Source organism: Chryseobacterium angstadtii (assembly GCF_001045465.1).
GTDB classification, from domain to species: Bacteria; Bacteroidota; Bacteroidia; order Flavobacteriales; family Weeksellaceae; genus Chryseobacterium; species Chryseobacterium angstadtii.
Map to the genome: position 1 here is coordinate 59,740 of NZ_LFND01000002.1, position 19,163 is coordinate 78,902.

General features: G+C 35.6%; 12 protein-coding genes and 1 tRNA gene. 2 read left to right on the plus strand and 11 right to left on the minus strand.

Annotated features, from left to right (window positions below; all coding sequences use genetic code 11):
* Positions 1-102: 102 nt before the first annotated feature.
* The 11 genes from ACM46_RS05605 to ACM46_RS05655 form a co-directional block, all read right to left on the minus strand.
* On the minus strand, positions 103-3,915 hold the full coding sequence (locus ACM46_RS05605; RefSeq protein WP_048505669.1) for a TIM-barrel domain-containing protein: 3,813 nt from the start codon (positions 3,913-3,915) through the stop codon (positions 103-105).
* A 170-nt stretch (positions 3,916-4,085) separates the two neighbouring features.
* Positions 4,086-5,738 carry a RagB/SusD family nutrient uptake outer membrane protein gene (locus ACM46_RS05610; RefSeq protein WP_048505670.1) on the minus strand — a complete coding sequence of 551 codons (1,653 nt, stop codon included), beginning with the start codon at positions 5,736-5,738 and terminating at the stop codon, positions 4,086-4,088.
* A gap of 18 nt (positions 5,739-5,756) precedes the next feature.
* Positions 5,757-8,651, minus strand: coding sequence for a SusC/RagA family TonB-linked outer membrane protein (locus ACM46_RS05615; RefSeq protein WP_083997347.1), 2,895 nt, complete (start codon positions 8,649-8,651; stop codon positions 5,757-5,759).
* A gap of 561 nt (positions 8,652-9,212) precedes the next feature.
* Complete coding sequence (gene nagB, locus ACM46_RS05620; RefSeq protein WP_048505672.1) at positions 9,213-11,141, minus strand: glucosamine-6-phosphate deaminase; 1,929 nt, start codon at positions 11,139-11,141, stop codon at positions 9,213-9,215.
* An 86-nt stretch (positions 11,142-11,227) separates the two neighbouring features.
* Positions 11,228-12,172: an SDR family NAD(P)-dependent oxidoreductase gene (locus tag ACM46_RS05625; protein ID WP_048505673.1), complete on the minus strand. Its 945-nt coding sequence runs from the start codon at positions 12,170-12,172 to the stop codon at positions 11,228-11,230.
* Positions 12,169-13,248, minus strand: coding sequence for a phosphotransferase (locus ACM46_RS05630; RefSeq protein ID WP_048505674.1), 1,080 nt, complete (start codon positions 13,246-13,248; stop codon positions 12,169-12,171). Before ACM46_RS05630 ends, ACM46_RS05625 begins: the two co-directional genes overlap by 4 nt.
* A gap of 100 nt (positions 13,249-13,348) precedes the next feature.
* Entirely contained in the window at positions 13,349-14,263 is a 915-nt protein-coding gene (locus tag ACM46_RS05635) for a nucleotidyltransferase family protein (protein WP_048505675.1), read from the minus strand.
* 287 nt (positions 14,264-14,550) lie between these two features.
* Entirely contained in the window at positions 14,551-15,066 is a 516-nt protein-coding gene (locus ACM46_RS22785) for a hypothetical protein (RefSeq protein WP_131707543.1), read from the minus strand.
* A 10-nt stretch (positions 15,067-15,076) separates the two neighbouring features.
* Positions 15,077-16,735 carry a DUF8202 domain-containing protein gene (locus ACM46_RS05645; protein WP_048505676.1) on the minus strand — a complete coding sequence of 553 codons (1,659 nt, stop codon included), beginning with the start codon at positions 16,733-16,735 and terminating at the stop codon, positions 15,077-15,079.
* 170 nt (positions 16,736-16,905) lie between these two features.
* Complete coding sequence (locus ACM46_RS05650; protein WP_048505677.1) at positions 16,906-17,472, minus strand: cysteine hydrolase family protein; 567 nt, start codon at positions 17,470-17,472, stop codon at positions 16,906-16,908.
* Between the two features lie 14 nt (positions 17,473-17,486).
* Positions 17,487-18,434: an alpha/beta hydrolase gene (locus ACM46_RS05655; protein ID WP_048505678.1), complete on the minus strand. Its 948-nt coding sequence runs from the start codon at positions 18,432-18,434 to the stop codon at positions 17,487-17,489.
* A 150-nt stretch (positions 18,435-18,584) separates the two neighbouring features.
* Between ACM46_RS05655 and ACM46_RS05660 the strand changes: the two genes are divergently transcribed.
* Both ACM46_RS05660 and ACM46_RS05665 read left to right on the plus strand, forming a co-directional pair.
* Complete coding sequence (locus ACM46_RS05660) at positions 18,585-18,947, plus strand: winged helix-turn-helix transcriptional regulator (protein ID WP_048505679.1); 363 nt, start codon at positions 18,585-18,587, stop codon at positions 18,945-18,947.
* A 140-nt stretch (positions 18,948-19,087) separates the two neighbouring features.
* A tRNA-Phe gene (locus ACM46_RS05665) sits at positions 19,088-19,160 on the plus strand.
* Positions 19,161-19,163: the final 3 nt, after the last annotated feature.

The following is a 19,163-nucleotide window of genomic DNA, read 5'->3' on the forward strand; positions in this document are numbered from 1 at the left end:
CAGATTATACAATCCAAGCCTTTGACTTTTTAACTTACTCACATCGTGAGATTAGTGTCAAAAAATGTAAATTCTTTCTTTTGTTTTTAAACAGCCTCGTAATTAAAAGCCAATAGAATTCAGTGTTTTATCAACCAGCAATCCATTAGTAGCTTTTATATTAAATGATCCGTTTCGTTTTGCCTTAAATTTAATAATGAATAAATCCGCTGTGCCTTCTAAAGGACGTTTTTGTCCTACACTAACCAGCGTAGGATATAATACCTTCTCTTTGTTGGAATGCAGTCTATCATAAGTCAGGTTTTCCATTTGTGCGATATTTAATGGCGTAATTCCTATATATTCCAATTCCTGTTGGTTATATGGAATAGCAAAACTCAATGCATTTACAGATTGCAGATTACTCCCTTTTACTACAACTTCAATGATATCATTCTTAGCATATTGCTGTTTTGAAGCAGAGACTGTAATGCTGCCTTGCAATGGTTTCAATTCTTCATCGCTTACTCCTCCATCTATTTTTGTCGCAACGTTAGAAATATCATATGCATCAATGAAACCGTTCTTATTTATATCTCCATTGCTGATATAGCCTTCAAAATCAGAATCTCCTTTTCTCAAACCTGTATAATTCATATAGGAAGTAAAGTCATTCCTGTCAATTTTCTGATCATTGTTGATATCGCCAGGAAGCAAACTTGAAGACCCTGGAACTTTGAATACATATAATTCGTTTCCACTGCCAAAGTTTTTGAAAGCATTGCTTACTTCAATCTTCATAAATCTTGTGGTAGGATGTGTGGCGAAATCTAAAGATTTACTTTTGTTATTTCTATCCCATGTAAAAGAGCCAAGTTCTGTCCAATCTTTTTTATTATCACTATACGAAATTTTACCGTTCATCAATATTCCGTTGTAACCACTGCTTCTGGGAATATATTCTAATTTGCTTATGGTATTAATAGAGCCTAAATCTAAAATTATTTCAAAAGGGACTTTGCTTTTTTCATAATCTGAATGCCAGCCCGTGCTCACATCCTGATCAAAAAGATTTTCTAAACCTTCTCCTTCCTGACTTGGAATTGTGGCTGTGGCTTTTATGCCTTTAATGGCGAATTCATAAGGGTTTTTATTGGTTTGAGCTGAAAAAGGAACCCAATCGGAGGTATTGGCTTTATTTACGGCTCTTAATTTGAAATCATATTTCGTTTCAGGAGTTAATCCTTCAAATAAGAAAGAGGTGTCTTTTATATTACTGTATACCATATTGTTATATAGTATTTCGTAATAATCAGCATTAGGAATTGTATTCCATGACGGCAATATAGAATATGCGGTGTTTGTGTTTTCTGAAGTGATTGGTTTTAAAACTTCTGCAAATACTCCGGAATTATTTTTTAATTGATTGGCATTAATAAACTGGTAGTCTTTAATGACAAGCTCTACTTTGTTTTTGCTTACATCGGTGATTTCTGATTTTATCCAAACTTGTGGATTTCGGGAAATTGAAACCTTTGCAAATTCAGAATCTTTTGTAGAGAAATTATTGAATTCCGGTTTGCTGTTGTAAAAATATACGTTCGTAGCATTATTGAATTCATCTAAGGTATTTACGGCATTCAGTTTTATATTTTTACCCCCAATAGAAAGTTTTACAGCAGATGGTTTTTTAGTAACATTAATTCTAAATTCTGTCATTTTTTCTTTTTCAAAACCATTAAAATTACCTTGAGTAGGAGAAATGCTTATTGTTGCCGTATTTTTCACCACATTACTTTCTATAAGGGTGCTTACAGATTCTTTTTTCCTGTAATTTTCGGTTACGCCATCGTCATCATATTCTGTAAAACTGGATTTGTCTGAAGGATACACTTCATACATTCTTAATTTTTTATTGATTTGATGAATGTTGTTATTGGCATTTACCATCGGAATAATAGCGCCCGGCTTTACAAATAGAGGGAGTTTCCAAACTGGAGCATCGAAATGATTTAAAACAATGCCTCCTTCATAAGTCTGGCCTGTAAAGTAATCAATCCAATTTCCTTTAGGAAGGTAAATATTATTTCTAATGTCATTTCCTGCTTTATCCATTTTTGTAGCCTGATATACCGGAGCTACTAAGAAATAGGGTCCATACTGATATTGGTACTGGGTAGATTTTCCTAAGGTATATTCATTAGCTTCATCTAAAAACATGGCTCTGATCATTGGCAATCCCTCTACAGCTTCCTTCGCGATACTATAGGTATAAGGAAGCAGATTGGATTTCAATTTTAAATAGTTCCTGTTAATAGAAGCAGCTGATTCACCCAAAGCATGGGGATACTTTTCATTGGTTCCCCAGCCATCCATGTTGAGTTGCATAGGAGTAAAGGTTTTCCATTGGAAATCCCTTGTATTGATAATCGGGTTTTTCCCTCCGAAAATACCATCCATATCCGAGGTAATGTTAGGTTGGCCAGACAAACCAGAACCTATATAGGTAGGAATGTGGAATCTGATATATTCCCACTCTCCACCGGTTTGGTCTCCTGTCCAAATACCTGCATATCGTTGCGAACCAGCCCAGCCGTCTAATGAAATGATAAAAGGACGACTTCCGTTACCATAGCGTGGCATTATTTGAGCTACCTCTGAAATACCGTTCAGCCCGAATGAATAACCAGGGCCTACCCAGGCAACATCGGTTTTTAATACTCTTACGCCTGCGTCACCTACTTCCTTTATGATATCTCTTTGCAAAAGGGCGCTTATCCCATCTTTAGGATGCAAATCTGATTGCGTCCACAATCCTATTTCTACTCCGTTTTGTCTGGCATAATTTCCGAGAGATTTTAGGTTAGCGATATTGCCATCCAGGGTTTCTGTCTGTCCGTATCCTGCACTGTAGCCATCATTGGGTAAAATCCAGCCCAAAGGCATATCTGTATTTTTATAACGGTCTATCACTGCTCTGGCAGAAAACTGATAGTTATTTTTTTCTCCATTTAAAGATTCTTTAACGCCACCGTTATCTTTCTGGCTCTCTTTATATCTTTTTCCGTCTTCAAATAGAATTCCTTTCTCATCTTCTTTCCAATAATCTCTATTGTAGGCATTAAGATGTCCTTCATAAAAACCAAACTTGGGTAAAAGTACAGGGTTTCCCGTGAGCTGGTAAAAATCGTTCAATAAAGATTCAGGATGATCATTTACCATAAAGAAAACATCCAGATAATTGGTCTCATGAGCCAGTTTCACTTCATTTTTATTCTGTTTACCGAAATCATAATATCCTTTCTTGAAAGTATGCCACATAAAACCATATCCGTTGGTAGACCAATAATAAGGATTGGGTGATGCCACGCCACCATCAGTCCAGTTGTTTTGATTCACGATGAAAATAGTATTTCCTTTATGAGAAAATCGACCGTTTTGTACACCACCTCCATAGAAATATTCATCTTTTCCCTGAGATAAAGTGAGCACGGCTTCTTTAGAATTAAATTCAATGGGAGCAATAAAAGAACATACCTGTTTATTAAGGCTCAGGTTGAATACTTTAAATAAAGAAGTTGTTTTTTCTATTTCTATTTTAATTTTACCGGTGGAGATAGAAACAGTCTGTGGTAAATTGTTGACAGCAATTTCTTTTACTTTTTTTCTAGGCTGATCTACCAAAATTTGAGCAGGAGGTACCGCTTCGGGATTTCTTACGTCTCCGCCTTTTGGATCTAAAAATAACCGAAAAATATTTTCTCCATAAAAATCTATTAGTATTTTTTTGTTGTCGGAAAGCAAAACTTCTACTGAAGTTTCTCCTTTCTTAGAAACATTTTCAATTTTTTGAGCCTGAATTTTTCCAATGAAGAAAAAAAGAAAAGCGCTCAGTAGTAAAATCTTTTGAATTTTTGAATTTAAAACTGCATCCATTTACCTTGTTGATTTTATTTATTTATTACATTTTACACTACTCTAAGAAAGTAAGATCAATATTGAAGATAAAATTAACTGTAATATTTGTGATATTAAGACTTTCAAGAATAGTTTTTTATCAAATACCCACTATAATTGGCTTTTACTAAATGGTTATTTATATAAAATTAATATCCCTTTGCTGCCTGAGCTTCTTGTAATTTCGGATTTAAATCCACCGCAGTTTGAGGGTAAGGGAATCTGTAAAACTTATCATTCCAAACCCTTGCTGCCACTTGTGTATTGGTAATATCATAGACTGTTTTCATTACATTTGGAGCAATTTTCCATCTTCTGATATCATAGAATCTATGCCCTTCATTTGCCAGTTCTATTCTTCTTTCATTTCTGATAATCTCTCTTAAGGTTTCTTTTGTTTGTACGTTGTTAACCCCTACCATACCTGCTCTACTTCTAATTTGATTTAATGCATCATAAATAGTAGCATCCGGGCCAAAAAATTCATTTCTTGCTTCGGCATATATGAGTAATACCTCTGCATAACGGATAAGCATAAAGTTGTTGCTCATATTTAAGTTCTCATCTAATGAGCCATAATCTGCCATTTTTTTATAATTATAACCTATCTTAGACGTATTGTTCGCACCTTGATTCCATTTGAACAGTGTACTTGTCCCAAAACCTTTTAAGTAAGACCAGGGTCCGTTTGGATGCATTATACTCGCATATAAACGGGTGTCTCTGTTTTTAAATTCATCCAGATAGGCATTATTTGGATTACCATGATTATAATTTGAAGCTCTTGTAGCATTAGAAGGAGGTGTAAATGCCGTTCCATCTTTATTCCAATAGGCATTTACCAAATCAATGGTTGGGGTTACAGAACTCCATCCACTCTCTTCATTTGGCAATAGGAAAAGAGCCATGCTATTACTAAATACTCCTTTAGAATCCGGTACAAATTGAGCTTCTAAAATTGATTCTTTGTTGCCATTATTTTTGGCCCAGAACAACGACTGATAATTACTTAAGCCTTTATAAAAATTGTCCTTATCTGCGGCAGAAGTAAAGGTAACAAAGCTGTCATAATTTGTACTTGTGTCTACTGAAGATGTATTGAAAAGATCGTAAGCTCCGGAATTCATTACTAGCTGAGCAGCTTCATAAGCTTCTTTATATTTTCCTGTGTATAAGTATACCCTTGCCTTAAATGCGGATACAGCTCCTTTTGTTATTCTACCTTTATCCTGGCCAGAGGAGTAAGCAACTGGTAAATCATTTTCAATAGCATTTAATTCACTGATTACAAAATCATCAATTTGAGTTTCAGAAATAGGGGTAAGAGTAGCCCCATCCAATTCACCTGTTTTTTGCACGAGTGGAAGAGCTCCAAAGCGTTGAGATAAATCAAAATAATTAAAAGCTCTTATAAATCTGGCTTCTGCTTTATATCTGCCAGCCAAATTTTTATCCATTGGGATTTCATCAATTTTTTCCAAAAAAGTATTTGCTCTTCTAATGGTAGTAAAATTGTATCCGAAATCTATAGAAGGAAGTATGTTTCCTGCAGAAGCATCTACTGCGGTTGTTTCCCAGGGATATTGAGCATATGAATTATCGGTAAAACTATCGTTATACAAACTGCTGTAAGCAGCGCTAGACATGTATGTATAAATACCATTTAATGCCAAGGTAGCGTCTTTTTCAGTTTTCCAGAATGTTTCTTCTGATACTTTGTCTTCCGGAAACCTGTCTAAATTACAAGAACTGGTCACTATTGTCAAGGAAACTGATAGTACTATAGTTTTTATTTTTTTCATTTTCAGAGGTTTAATAAATTAAAAAGTTGCATTGATACCAAACGATATGGTTTTTAAGTTGGGATATGCTGAACGAGCACTAGCCATTTCAGGATCAAAATCTTTCATTCGCTTGTCTCCTCTCAACGTAAAGTAATTTTCCAAGTTTGCATATATTCTGAATTTTTTCAATCCTATGAGGCTACATGTTTCCTGAGGAATGGAATATCCCAAAGTAATAGACTTAATTCTAAAGTAACTTGCATCAAAAAGCCAAAAATCTGAAGTAACCCCTATATTTTGAGTTCCTCCTCCAGACGGCAAAACCCTATGATACAAAGCATTAGGATTTTGATTCTCCGGAGTCCATCTGTTATCTGAAACATATTGTTTTACACCGGCACCATTGAAAAATGCCTGAGAAGATTCTTTATCCAGATATACCTCAACATTAGCCACTCCCTGCCCTACTACACTAAGATCAAAATTTTTATACCTGCCTCCTATACTTAAACCATAGGTAAGGCTTGGAACATCATTTCCTATTACCGTTCTATCGTTTTCATCAACAACTCCATCACCATTAATATCTACATACTTTATATCGCCAGCTTGAGAAGTACTGTATAATTTAGGATAATTATTGTTAATATCTTCCTGGGTTAAGAGCCCAGCAGTCTTGTATCCGTAGAAATCACCAATTGAACCTCCTACTTGTGTTATCCAATAATCATTGTATAGGGGCTTGCTGTTTATAAGTGAACGAATATTATTTCGGTTTTTAGCAAAATTAGCATTGATGTAAAAGTCTCCATTTTCAAAATTTTTATTATACCCCAAAGTAATTTCTATTCCTTTATTTTCTACATCACCTGCATTAATTGGTGGTGTTTGGTTTATGTTTGGATCATTGTCTATGAGTACACCTGTTTCATATGGTAATTGATTGTTCATTAATGCACCCTTTGTAAGACGGCTATATACATCTACCGAGAAAGTAAAAGTATTGCTGAATAAAGATCCATCCAGCCCTATATTTTTGGTAACAATTGTTTCCCACCCTATACCCGAAAAGCCAAGCTTACCTGGTACCATTGCCCCTACTATTGCATTCCCCAGAACTACAGAAGTATTATCTATATAGGTTTGATTGTCATAATAACCAATGGTATTGATAGATCCGGTGCTACCATAAGAACCTCTGAATTTCAGTGTATTGATAAAACTCAGATTTTTAATGAAATTCTCCTTGTCTAACCTCCAGGAAGCCATAACTGCAGGAAAATATCCCCATCTGTTTTCTTTAGCAAAACGCGAAGATGCATCTGCCCTTATAATACCTTCTAAAAAATATTTTTCCTGATAATTATAATTGATACGAGCGAAAACAGACTGGAAAGCATATTGCCCGGTATTGGATTTTAATTCATCTAAGGTTCCGTCCAGGGTACTAAGAGCACTTAAAGAATGTAATCCATCTTTTGGAATATTAGATTTTTTACCAGATATAGATCTGGTTGTATAGTCTTCATAGGAAGCACCTCCCAACACTTTAAAATAATGTGATGATATGTTTTTTTCATAACTTATCAAGGCCTGAGTATTAAGTAATTCATCAGAATTCCAGGACTCAGAATAGTTATTAATCGCTCTCGCAGTTGAACCAATTGGAGCGTTGGTTAAAAAGTTGTAAACAGGGTTTAGTGTATTTACAAAGGTCCCTAAACGATAGTTCCAATTTGAATAGTTGATTTGAGCATTTACATTTAATCCTTTTACAGGAGTGTAGTTGGCAGATAATCCTCCCATAAATTTTTGATCATTTGACTTAGAATCTCCTCCCTCAGTGTTATTTCTTACAGGATTGGTATTTGCAAATGTGTTATCTACTTTACCGGCATTAACAGATCCCCACCATCCATTCGACTGTCTTACTACCATAGTAGGCGTTATTCTTGCTAATTCTGCGGTATTAATACTACCTCCCTGATCATTGATCATTTGTTTGATAAACGATATATTAGAATTTACGGTAAGTTTATCACTTAATTTAGAGGAGGTATTGGTCCTAAAAGAATATCTATCCATCCCTTTTGTAGGGGATAGAGACTCCTGCTTCAAATACCCTAAACTTGCGAAATAACGGGTTTTATCTCCACCTGACACATTGATCTCATTATTAAGCACATTGGCCATTTTTCTATAAGTTGCTTTATACCAGTCTGTATTTGGGTATCTGTCCGGGTCTGTACCTGAAGCGGTAAGATCTATTTGCCCCTGATTATATTGAGAAAAATGACCAACATTATTATTAGCGTTATAATATGCTTCATTTTTCAGCTTCATATATTCAACAGCATCTACATACTTAGGCAGATAGGTGGGCGTCTGATAGCCATTATACATATTATAACCTATACTCATCTTACCTCCACCGCCTTTTTTGGTCTCGACAAGAACCACCCCATAACCAGCTCTTGCACCATAGATAGCTGCCGAAGCATCTTTTAATATGCTTATATTTTCAATATCAGCCGGGCTTAGCCTGGAAAAATCTGCAGCACTAGAGGGAATACCATCTATAATATAGAGGGGTGAATTCCCTGCAACACTTCTTCCCCTTACATTCAAGGTGGGTACAGAACCTACATCTCCCAAAGAAGACTTAATGGTAACTCCTGGTAAAGCACCTTGTATACTCGCTGTTAAGCTTGTTGTTGGCCGATCCTGTAGTATCTTTTTATCAACAGAAGCTATAGATCCGGAAACAGTTCCTTTTTTCTGTTTTCCGAATCCTACTAAAACAACTTCTTCCACCTCTTTTACTTTTTTAGGGATAGAGTCCGAAGGTTTGTTTTTAGTTTCCTGTGCATCCACTAATGTGATAGATGACATTAGAATGGCACTCAAAATACAAATTGTAGTTTTCTTCATCTTTTATTGATTTTTATAACAATATTATTCTATCGAGGATAAGGGTAGTTCTCTTCTTATTTTTCCGTTTCTGAGTATGAACTAACTATTACTATAACATTAACCCTGTGTAACTCAAATGTATAGTTTTACATCATACCTCCATACTGGTAGCTACCAGTTTTTGTACCTTTACCACCAGTTAGAAAATCATTTGAATATGCCTTATCAGAAAGCCCTTAAAGATTGATTATGGTTGGCAGACACGCCTTTTTCTTCTCTATTTTCCAAGAGAAAAAAACATTTAACCTATTGATTTTTTTGTATTATAAAAGCGTTTTCACCTTGTTATTCATGGATCATCAACCCAATAGTAAGTCGGGTTTTTAAAGGTTAAAATAATAATGGGCGGAAAAAATCCGCCCAAAACTACCTTCTGTACTGGTCAAAAATTGGTAACAGTAAAAAAGTAAAATATATTAAATTTGATTTATAGAATATCCTTAAAAAACAGGCATATTACTTCCCCTGCAAACCTTTAGGAAGTGAAATTTCTTCTACAGAAAGACATTATTCAACTTTTTAGAATTCCCACCTTACAAAAGCTTCCATGGCAGCATAAGTGGCAAGTCCCATTTTATGATACGTTTCTGCTGTTTCTCTGTTCCTTTCTTCTGCTCTTTGCCAGAATTCTCTCATGTCTGTCCCCTGGAATACTACCCCATCTTTTTGAGATTGATGTTTGAAAACTCCATAGCGTTTTTCCAAAATTTGATCCGGGCTTAGCGGAACTGCCATTTCTATTTCTTCTATAGACCATTCTTTCCATGCTCCTCTATATAGCCATAGCCAACAATCTTTCATATATTCATTTGGTCTCAAATTTTTAACAGATTCAAAAATAGCATCCAAACACACTTTATGCGTTCCATGAGGATCTGCTAAGTCACCAGCTGCAAATATCTGATGTGGTTTTACTTTATCTATGATATCCGTTACAATTTCTATGTCTTCTTTGCTCAATGGTTTTTTCTCTATTCTGCCTGTTTCATAGAATGGCATTTCCAGAAAATGAATCTGGCTGTCCGGTATTCCCACGTAATAGCAGGTAGATCTTGCTTCTCCTTTTCTTATTAAGCCCTTTATATGTCTTACTTCAGGAATGTCTATATCGCTATTTTTCTTATTTTGTAAAAATTTGACTGCTTTATCAAAAATCTTTTTCGCCGGGCCATTTTCTATGCCAAACATTTCGTTGTAATCACACACAAAATTGGCAAATCGCAATGCTTCAGAATCTGCTACTGCTATATTTCCGGAGGTTTGATAGGCTACATGAACTTCATGCCCCTGTTGGTGCAACCTTATGAAAGTTCCGCCCATACTAATAATATCATCGTCTGGATGCGGACTGAATATAAGGACTCTTTTCTTAGCCGGAGTTTTTCTTTCTGGTCTATTACTGTCATCCGCTCCTGGCTTACCTCCAGGCCAACCGGTTATGGTATGCTGTAGTTTATTGAAAATCTGGATATTGATATCGTAAGCCGGTCCTTTGTCTGCCAGCAAATCGCTCATTCCGTTTTCTATATAATCAGAATCGGTAAGTTTTAGTATAGGTTTTTTTATTTTTTGGGCTAATCCCAAAACTGCTTTTCGGATTAACACATCAGTCCACTCTATTTTTTCTACCAACCATGGAGTATTAATCCGGGTAAGTTTATGAGCAGCTCCCTGATCCAATACAAAAGTAACGTTTTTGTGTTCCTGCAAATAGGAAGCTGGCACCAGATTGGTAACAGGACCTTCTACAGACTCTTTTATAATATTTGATTTAGATTCGCCCCAAGCCAATAATATGACTCTTTTCGCTTCCATTATTTTCTTTACCCCTAATGTAATAGCTGTTCTGGGCGTATTTGACAGTCCTAAAAATTCATTGCTTGCGGCTACTCTTGTGATATGATCTAATGCCACAAGGCGGGTTTTGGAATTTTGTAAGGAGCCCGATTCATTAAACCCGATATGACCATTACCACCAATACCCAGAACCTGTAAATCTATTCCGCCTAAAGCTTCTATTTTAAGTTCGTAGTCAGTACAATAATCAGCTATTTCTTCTTTAGATAATGTTCCGTCAGGAATATGGTAGTTTTCAGGAAGAATATCTACTTTATCCAACAATAATTCTTTCATAAAACGCACATAACTATGTATGGAATCTGGTTCCATAGGATAATATTCGTCAAGATTAAAAGTGACTACATTTTTGAAACTCAAACCTTCTTCTTTGTGCATGCGTACCAATTCAGCGTATAAACTTTTGGGCGAGGAACCTGTTGCCAGTCCTAAAATACAAGGTTGTTTTTGAGACTGCTTTACGCGTATAAGGTCTGAAATTTCTTTTGCTACGGATTTTGAAGCTGAAAGCGAATCCGTGAAAATAACTGTCTCTATCTTTTCAAATCTTTTTTCAAATCCTGTAGAGAAATCTATTGTACTCTTTAACATATTAATTGGGTTTTGGAGAGGGCTAAAATTGAACTTATAGTATATAGAGAATTTGTGTTTCTAAATTTTTAATTATTTTTTTTCAGTTATAAGGATATTATTTCTTTCGTTTCCCTATTTCTTTTGTCATAGTATTCTATTGTTTCTAGTAATGCCTGGTCTAATGAATAAAGAGGTTTAAATCCTAATTGTTGAAATTTAGAGGTATCTGCTGTTGAATGCTTAATATCTCCTGCCCGTTCTTCTAAAAAAACAATTGGTGATTTTGAATTCGTAATTTCAATAATTTTTTTTGCAAGCTCAATAATAGAAGTGCTGTGCCCTAAAGCAATATTATAGATAGAGTCTCCTTTTTCTGAGGCAAAAATATTGGCACGAACTATATCTTTTACATAAATAAAATCTCTGGTCTGATTTCCATCTCCATAAATAGTAATCGGTTCATTTTTTAGTGCTTTATTTATAAAAATGGGAACGGCAGCGGCATAGGCAGAATCAGGATTTTGTCTCGAACCAAAAACATTAAAATATCTCAATGAGGCAGTGGGTATTTGCCATTGTTTCTGATACATATTCAGGTAATATTCACCATCCAATTTACTGATGGCATAAGGAGTCATGGGTTTTGGAGCCATGCTTTCTATTTTAGGAAGAATAGGATCATCTCCATAATTGGCAGCAGAGCTTGATAAAATAACCTTACAGCCATAATTACGCTTAGCAGCTTCTAAAACATTGATGGTTCCATGTGTATTAATATCTATACACTCCGAAATATTGATTAAAGACTCCGGTACACTTACTAATGCTGCAAGGTGAAAAATAGTTGAGGCTTCCTGCGCATATTTAAAAAGAAGGTTTTTATCCCTTATATCTCCATTGATAAATTCCACATCTAATCCTTCCAGATTTTTTTTAAATCCTGTCCTTAAATTATCTAATACGATAACATGATGCCCATTTTTTGACAGTTCTTCAGCGATATGGCTTCCGATGAATCCTGCGCCTCCGGTAATAAGATATTTTTTCATAGATCAATAATCATTTCGTTAAACTGTTGCTCTAAACTATGTATAAGTTTAAACTGATTTTTGGTACGATCAAGATTGTGCTCAGGGTATTTGGTTTTGAAATAAACATCATTATTGAGATAATCTGTAAGAAATCTTAGTACAATAATAAATATCATAGTTTTTGCAGCTAAGGGTAAATATTGTATTTCAATTGGCGTTAAAACACCTCCCATTTTTTCCAAAAATCCTTTAGTATAGCTTTTATAGAACTCTAAATTAAACTCTACTTTTGATAAATCGGTTTCATCTTCTGTAGCCGTATTGCAAATGGTACGAATAGCATCTCCGAAATCGTAATGTATAATACCTGGCATTACGGTATCTGTGTCTAATACACATATTCCCCTGTTTTTTTCATCAAAAAGCATGTTTGATATCTTAGTATCATTATGAGTAACCCTTATGGGGATTTTTCCTGTTTCTTTGAGATGCTGAAGAATCAGCATTTCGTCTCTTAATTTTGAAACCCAGTTGATATAAGGTTCTGCTTTTTTAAGACGGTCAACTCTGGCACTTTGAATGGCAAGTTTATATTGCTGAAAACGGAAAGACATATCATGAAATTTTGGAATCACCTCTATTAGCTTTGAATGATCTAAATCTGATGTGAGATTTAAAAATTCGCCCATTAATTTACCTCCTTCGTATGCAATTTCATTATGAGTTACTACTTCATGTATTTTTCCCGCTTCAATATAAGGCATCAGATTCCAATAACTAATTCCATCCGTATAATAAAAGTTTTCGCTGTTTTTTGCTTTAGTAAAGCAAAGCACTTTTTTTCCGATTTCTTTTGGGGATAAATCATTTAATTTCTTTAATAGATGATTGCTGACAGTAACTTTATTACTTATAAGACCGGGAACATTTTTAAAAACATGATGATTAATGCACTGTAAAACATAATGTTCACAAGAATCTGTAATAATAAGAAAAGTATTATTGATGTGCCCTGAGGTGAGTTCACTATACGATTGAAAATTAAACTTATGTTCAAACTGATCAAAAATTGAATGAATTTCTTTTTCTCTCATGGGCTTTGATTCTGATTTATTTACATACAGGATACAGTAGAAAATTTTTAATAGGCATTATTTGAGGAAACAGGATAAATTTACCAGTTGTAATGTTAGATTATTCCCATAAATTCTCCGGATAAAGTTTCTTCATTCTTAATTCTGAAATGGCTTTTTGTACCATTTTTTTATCTTCAGGATAGGTAACTCCAAACCACCTGTCATCAGATTTCAGTAATTTTACGTTAACCTTTCCGGATGCTATACTGTCGGCAACCAAAGTGGGCAAATAGTACTCTGCTTTTAAACTCTCTTTGTTTTTTTCTAAAAAACGATTAAAAGAATCACTGCCAAATTCAAAACACCTGGGTGTGAACCCCCAAAAATTCATAGATACTGTTACTTCTTCTTCAATGGGTGTAAAACTCTCATCTTCTTCTTTGTACCTTAATCCGTTTTCGCTTTTCTCTATATATGTTCTTTCTGTTACATTTAATAAGTTTCCATTAAAATCTACATCACATACACCCCGGGAAACATAGCCATGGTCTGAAACCGTATTCTTCAGTAAATAGCCTATCATACTAAAATTATAAGAGTTCATATCTGTATTTTTCAGAAAATCATACATCACCATAAAAGCATCTCTTCCATAAAAATCATCCGCGTTAATAATGGCGAAGTTTTCGTGTATCACATCTTTAGTAAGCAGTAAGGCATGCCCCGTACCCCAGGGTTTGGTACGTTCTGCATTTAGATATTTTAGAGGAACACGATCAATCTCCTGATACACATACTCAATTTCAGCTTTTCCTTTTATTTTTTTCTCTATTAATGACTTAAACTCATTTTCAAAACTTTTACGAATAATGAAAACAAACTTCTTAAAACCAGCCTGCAATGCATCATATAAAGAAAAATCTATGATTGTATCTCCCTGTGGAGTAAATATATCTATCTGCTTAAGACCTCCGTATCTGCTGCCCATTCCGGCTGCTAAAACTATTAATGTAGGGTGGTGATTTGTATTCATTTCTTTAATGAAGTCATTTAAACTTTTTTTGTTTAATAAAATTAAGAATTAAAACAATCGTACAAACCAGTACCTACCGGTTTTTGAGTATTCACCACCAGTTGATTTGTCTTGTCCCTTTACATTAAGAGGATATAAATTTTGTCTAAAAAAACTTAATTATAAATTATAAGGAATAAGAAAGATAAAATATACCCCTGGAAAATAAAAAACCGCCTCAATTATGGCGGTTTTTATTTTCAGTCAATTCTAGAAGATTATAAACTGTTGACACAGCTAACAGAGTCTTATTTCCAAAAGCTCCACACTTTTCCATCAAACATGGCAAAACTTTTACTGTTCTGATCATAGCAAATGGTTCCCGGATACGGATTCGGCATATTGACAACATTGGAGACTACAGGCAGGATTAAGGCTTTATCTGAAGATTCAAATACCAGGGCTCCACCGGAAGCCGTTGATGTGTCAGATCCTATAATAATACTGTTTACGCCTACCGGCTGAGGCGTGGAAGTGTTAAATGATACTGCACTGGTATCTCCCTCATCTGTAAAATTTATACTTCCCGAATCTGTAAATCCTATTATTCTGTTTTGATACATCATAATTGTTCCGGGAGAAGGATTAGGATTTCTATTTGAATTAAGAATAGGTATGATAATTCCTTTATCCAGACCTGCTGGAAAGTCCATAATACCACTCCCTCTTATTGTTTCTGTTTCCACTCCTATTTGAGCACTCAGAATACCTGAACAAATAACAGCCAAGACACAAATAATGCTTTTTATTTTTTTATTTTTCATTGATCTTTTTTTAATTATTACAGGCTCTTACCATACATTTCCACGCACTTCCATTATACAAACTAAAGCAGTTGGCAGAAGTATCATAAATAATCATTCCTTCTACCGGAACAGGAATATTTGCCGGAGTGGTTCTCGTAATTACCATCCCTTCAGATCCGGACTCCAGTGCTATAAAACCATTGGGAATATTTTCAGGCCAGTTATTCTGTTTTGTACTATATCCGGTGATTCCTATCTTCGTAAATGCAGTAGCAGGTGTTGTATTCGGTTCTCTTGTACAAAATGCATTACCTGCACCAAAGGAAATATATTTATCACTTGGAAATTCGTAATCGAAAACAGCTGTACCTCCCAAAAAACTTAATGCCGGTATGTACTGCAGATTTGTACCAAAAGCCGGATCATTAGCCACTATCATATACACCTTGTTCAATGCTGTAGCCGCAGGAATATCAGGATAAGAGGATAAATCAACTTGAAGATATGTTTTCCCGGTGTCATTGGTTCTTTGCACCCGCCAGATCCTCTGTATTCTGCTGAAAGTAGAAGGATTACCCATGGCGACTAAGCTTATATCAGTAACATTATTATCTCCCAATACAAGAAAAGTTTTATCCTGGGCAAAAGGAGTTCTCGTAGCCGCTGTATTTGCAGAGATAAAATCATTATCATTGGCAACAGTAAGAATCGTATTTGAATTGATACTGTTTGAAACTTTCTGATTCAGGACCGAATTATTATCTAATGCCAGCCCAAAAATATTGTTATTAAAAGTTGTATCTGCAGCTGAATTCCAGGAAACAGAACCATCTGAAGTTAAATAATCCTGTGGCTGCTCCAGCGTAATCCCATACTTAATGGCCAAATATGAATTCACCCTTTGCCTTTCAGCAGCCGTTTGTGTTTCAGAATAGAGGATAAACTCTCCAATTCTGTCGCCCGCTAAAGAAGTACTTCCGTTTCCTCCGTCATTATCCATTAAAAGTACCATTCCCGGATAATTGGCTGTAGAAGATACATTATTGGAAGGGCCTCCGTATGATAAACCGTTATTATCAAAAAAATAACCCATGCTCCCACCGGAAATGCTGTTATAATAAGACTGTATACTTGGAATATCGGTTCCCACAGTACTGATTGTATTACTTCCAAAAAAGACATCCCCGAATTCTTTCTCATTATAGAATTCAGGGCGGTTCCCATAGGTTCCAAAAAAAGGAGACTGCCACACCCCTGCAATATCTGAAATGTTCGAGCTTCTTGCTGTTCCGTTCATTACAAAAACAGTTCTGTAGTTGGTTGATCCTGTTCTCGACAAATGAGTATAGGACGTTATAGCATTGGTTGTATTATCAGGAAAACCCAGGGGAAATTTATAACCGGCCCGATACCCATTCGTGCTTACGATTTCAATCGCAGGATTAAAGTTGAAATTCGGGATAGAAGTGGCAGCTCTATAAACAGGTCTTACTCCGATTCCCGGGTCTGCGTAATTTCCGGGAATTCCCTGATTGGCAATTCCATCTACACCACCTATTCTCTGATTGCTCCAGATAGCAACCTGAGCATTGTCAATACTTGTACCGGTTCCTTCGTCGGCTTTTACCCAAATTTGTAAATTATTTGAAACACCTCCCGGAAATTGAGCCCAAGAGATACCATTCATTACTAGCAAAAGGATTATAATAAATTTGGGGAATACTTTCATTGGTGTTTAATTTTAAATCAAAGTTATAAAATAATATTCCACTAACTGTGATTTTTTTACTTCCTAAACACATGACAAATACATCCTAATTTTCACATGGAAAACACTGGTTTTCTGATTATTGAACACTACAATTCCTTCAGTAATCTTTCAGAATCCCATACGGTAGCAAACTCTTCATTTAAATTGGCAAGAGCAGTAAGGTGAATCAGTTCAGCGTCATATTTCTCCCCATTGATCCCTACTCTGTCAAAAGCTGCGGTTGCATCTGAAATAACATAGGTTTCATACCCAAAATTCCCGGCCATTCTCGTTGTCGTTGAAACGCAGTGATTGGTTGTAATCCCTACAATCACCAGAGTATGTATACCCAACTGATCTATCCTTTCTTTTAAATCCGTTCCGATAAATGCACTGTTTACATTTTTTGTAATCACCGGCTCACCCTCTTGTGGCAGAACATACTCATTAAACTGAAAACTAGGATCAGATCCATGCAGTCTTGATTTTGTATTAACAGAACTGTGTCTGATATGAAAAACAGGCAGATCAAGTTCCCGCCATTTTTTCAGGATAGTGCCGCTGATCTTTTCCGCATCTCTGTTATTCCTTTTTCCACCCCAATAATGATCATCCAAAAAACCTTTCTGAATATCAATCAGAAGAAGTCCCGGTCTGTTGTCTCTTAAATTCATCTTTTATCTTATGCTTATTGTAAATTAAAAATTCTGCTGTATAAAAATTGTTTATATTCTTCCGTTAACGGGGAATCGAAAAGATCAAACACATGTACGGCACCCGGTATGACCCAAAGTTCAGTTTTAACCCCAGCCTGGTATAAAAACTGAGCAAATTCTATAGCTTCATCCCTCAAAGGATCAAGTTCACAGGCAACAATTGTTGTTCTCGGCAGCCCCGGAAAATCAGAATAATGGGTAAGATCGGAATAGATTAAACTTTTATCCTTATCATTCCCAAGAAAATGGAGCCATGCCGTTTCAGCATATCTTTTATTCCAGAGGGGAGCATCTGTAAACTCGTTCATGGAAGGCGTATTCAGTTTATTGTGAATCACAGGATATAATAAGAACTGATGCTTTATATTTTGGAAACCGCTATCATTAGCCATCTGTGTAACTGCTGCCGCCAAATGCCCTCCGGCACTCGCTCCAAATACAGAAATACGATCCGTATCAATTCCCAGATACTCATTTCCATGCATAATTACCCATTTCAATGCATCAAAGCCGTCCAGTACCGGAACCGGAAATTTATATTGTGGGGAAAGTCTGTAATCAACAGAAATAATAGTTGCCTTAAGATGATCTGCTATTTCAAACATCTGATGATCCACCTGCTCAGGTAAGCCAAAAACATATCCTCCCCCGTGAAAGTATACGATTGTTTTCTGCCGATCAAATTCCTCCGGCTGATAGATATGCAGCCTGATCTGAGAATGATCAACGGAGCTCGTTATGAAAATATCTTTTACCTTAATATGATCGGGACCTTTGAAGGGATTATTCCTTACCAGTTCTTCTCTTTCTTTCTGAATAATTTCCGGGTTGTCCAAAAATATCTTCTGATCTATATCTAACGAAAACGGAAAGTTCTCAATGCTTACTCTAAGGTCTTTGTCAATTCTGTTGAAATCCATTGCCAATTGGTATAAATGATTATATATGTCTTCAGTGAATGAAGTTTCCCCATACAGACAGGAAGTATGACTTTATTTTGTAAATTTAACTGATGAATATCGCTTTCCAAAATTCTCAATAAATTGTATGGAACGAACAAAAATGTTAGTATGAGTATTAAAGAATCATCCACCAATCACGAAAATAAAAAAGGTCTGGAGCTTAGCTGCTCTGAAATATATGCTGTGAATCTCATCAGCGGCCGATGGATCCTTTCTATCTGCTATTGCCTCAGAACAGGAAAAATGAGATTCTCTGAGCTCAGAAGAAAGATCCCGAATATCAGTGAAAGAATGCTGACCATGCAGCTCAAAAAAATGGAGGAAGAAAAACTGGTTTTAAAGACGGTGTATGCAGAAGTTCCTCCCAGGGTAGAATATGAATTAACGGAAATCGGCAGAAATCTTATTCCCGTTTTAGATCAGTTAGAAATCTGGGGTGAAGATCACAAAAAAATAAAAAAAGGCTTGTAGCAAAGGACTCGCTGATTTTTAAGCGGATACCTGCTCTAAAAAACCATCGTCAAAAATACTTTTCAAATTAATCATAAAAAAACTTGCGCGGTATTGGAAAATATTATACTTTTGCACCCACAATAAACAACGAAACAAATGGTTTCTTAGCTCAGTTGGTAGAGCAATGGATTGAAAATCCATGTGTCCCTGGTTCGATTCCTGGAGAAACCACAA

Coding starts and splice junctions, on each gene's coding strand:
- ACM46_RS05605 (WP_048505669.1), bottom strand. CDS start 3,915: ATGGATGCAGTTTTAAATTCAAAAATTCAAAAGATTTTACTACTGAGC.
- ACM46_RS05610 (WP_048505670.1), bottom strand. CDS start 5,738: ATGAAAAAAATAAAAACTATAGTACTATCAGTTTCCTTGACAATAGTG.
- ACM46_RS05615 (WP_083997347.1), bottom strand. CDS start 8,651: ATGAAGAAAACTACAATTTGTATTTTGAGTGCCATTCTAATGTCATCT.
- nagB (WP_048505672.1), bottom strand. CDS start 11,141: ATGTTAAAGAGTACAATAGATTTCTCTACAGGATTTGAAAAAAGATTT.
- ACM46_RS05625 (WP_048505673.1), bottom strand. CDS start 12,172: ATGAAAAAATATCTTATTACCGGAGGCGCAGGATTCATCGGAAGCCAT.
- ACM46_RS05630 (WP_048505674.1), bottom strand. CDS start 13,248: ATGAGAGAAAAAGAAATTCATTCAATTTTTGATCAGTTTGAACATAAG.
- ACM46_RS05635 (WP_048505675.1), bottom strand. CDS start 14,263: ATGAATACAAATCACCACCCTACATTAATAGTTTTAGCAGCCGGAATG.
- ACM46_RS22785 (WP_131707543.1), bottom strand. CDS start 15,066: ATGAAAAATAAAAAAATAAAAAGCATTATTTGTGTCTTGGCTGTTATT.
- ACM46_RS05645 (WP_048505676.1), bottom strand. CDS start 16,735: ATGAATGGTATCTCTTGGGCTCAATTTCCGGGAGGTGTTTCAAATAAT.
- ACM46_RS05650 (WP_048505677.1), bottom strand. CDS start 17,472: ATGAATTTAAGAGACAACAGACCGGGACTTCTTCTGATTGATATTCAG.
- ACM46_RS05655 (WP_048505678.1), bottom strand. CDS start 18,434: ATGGATTTCAACAGAATTGACAAAGACCTTAGAGTAAGCATTGAGAAC.
- ACM46_RS05660 (WP_048505679.1), top strand. CDS start 18,585: ATGAGTATTAAAGAATCATCCACCAATCACGAAAATAAAAAAGGTCTG.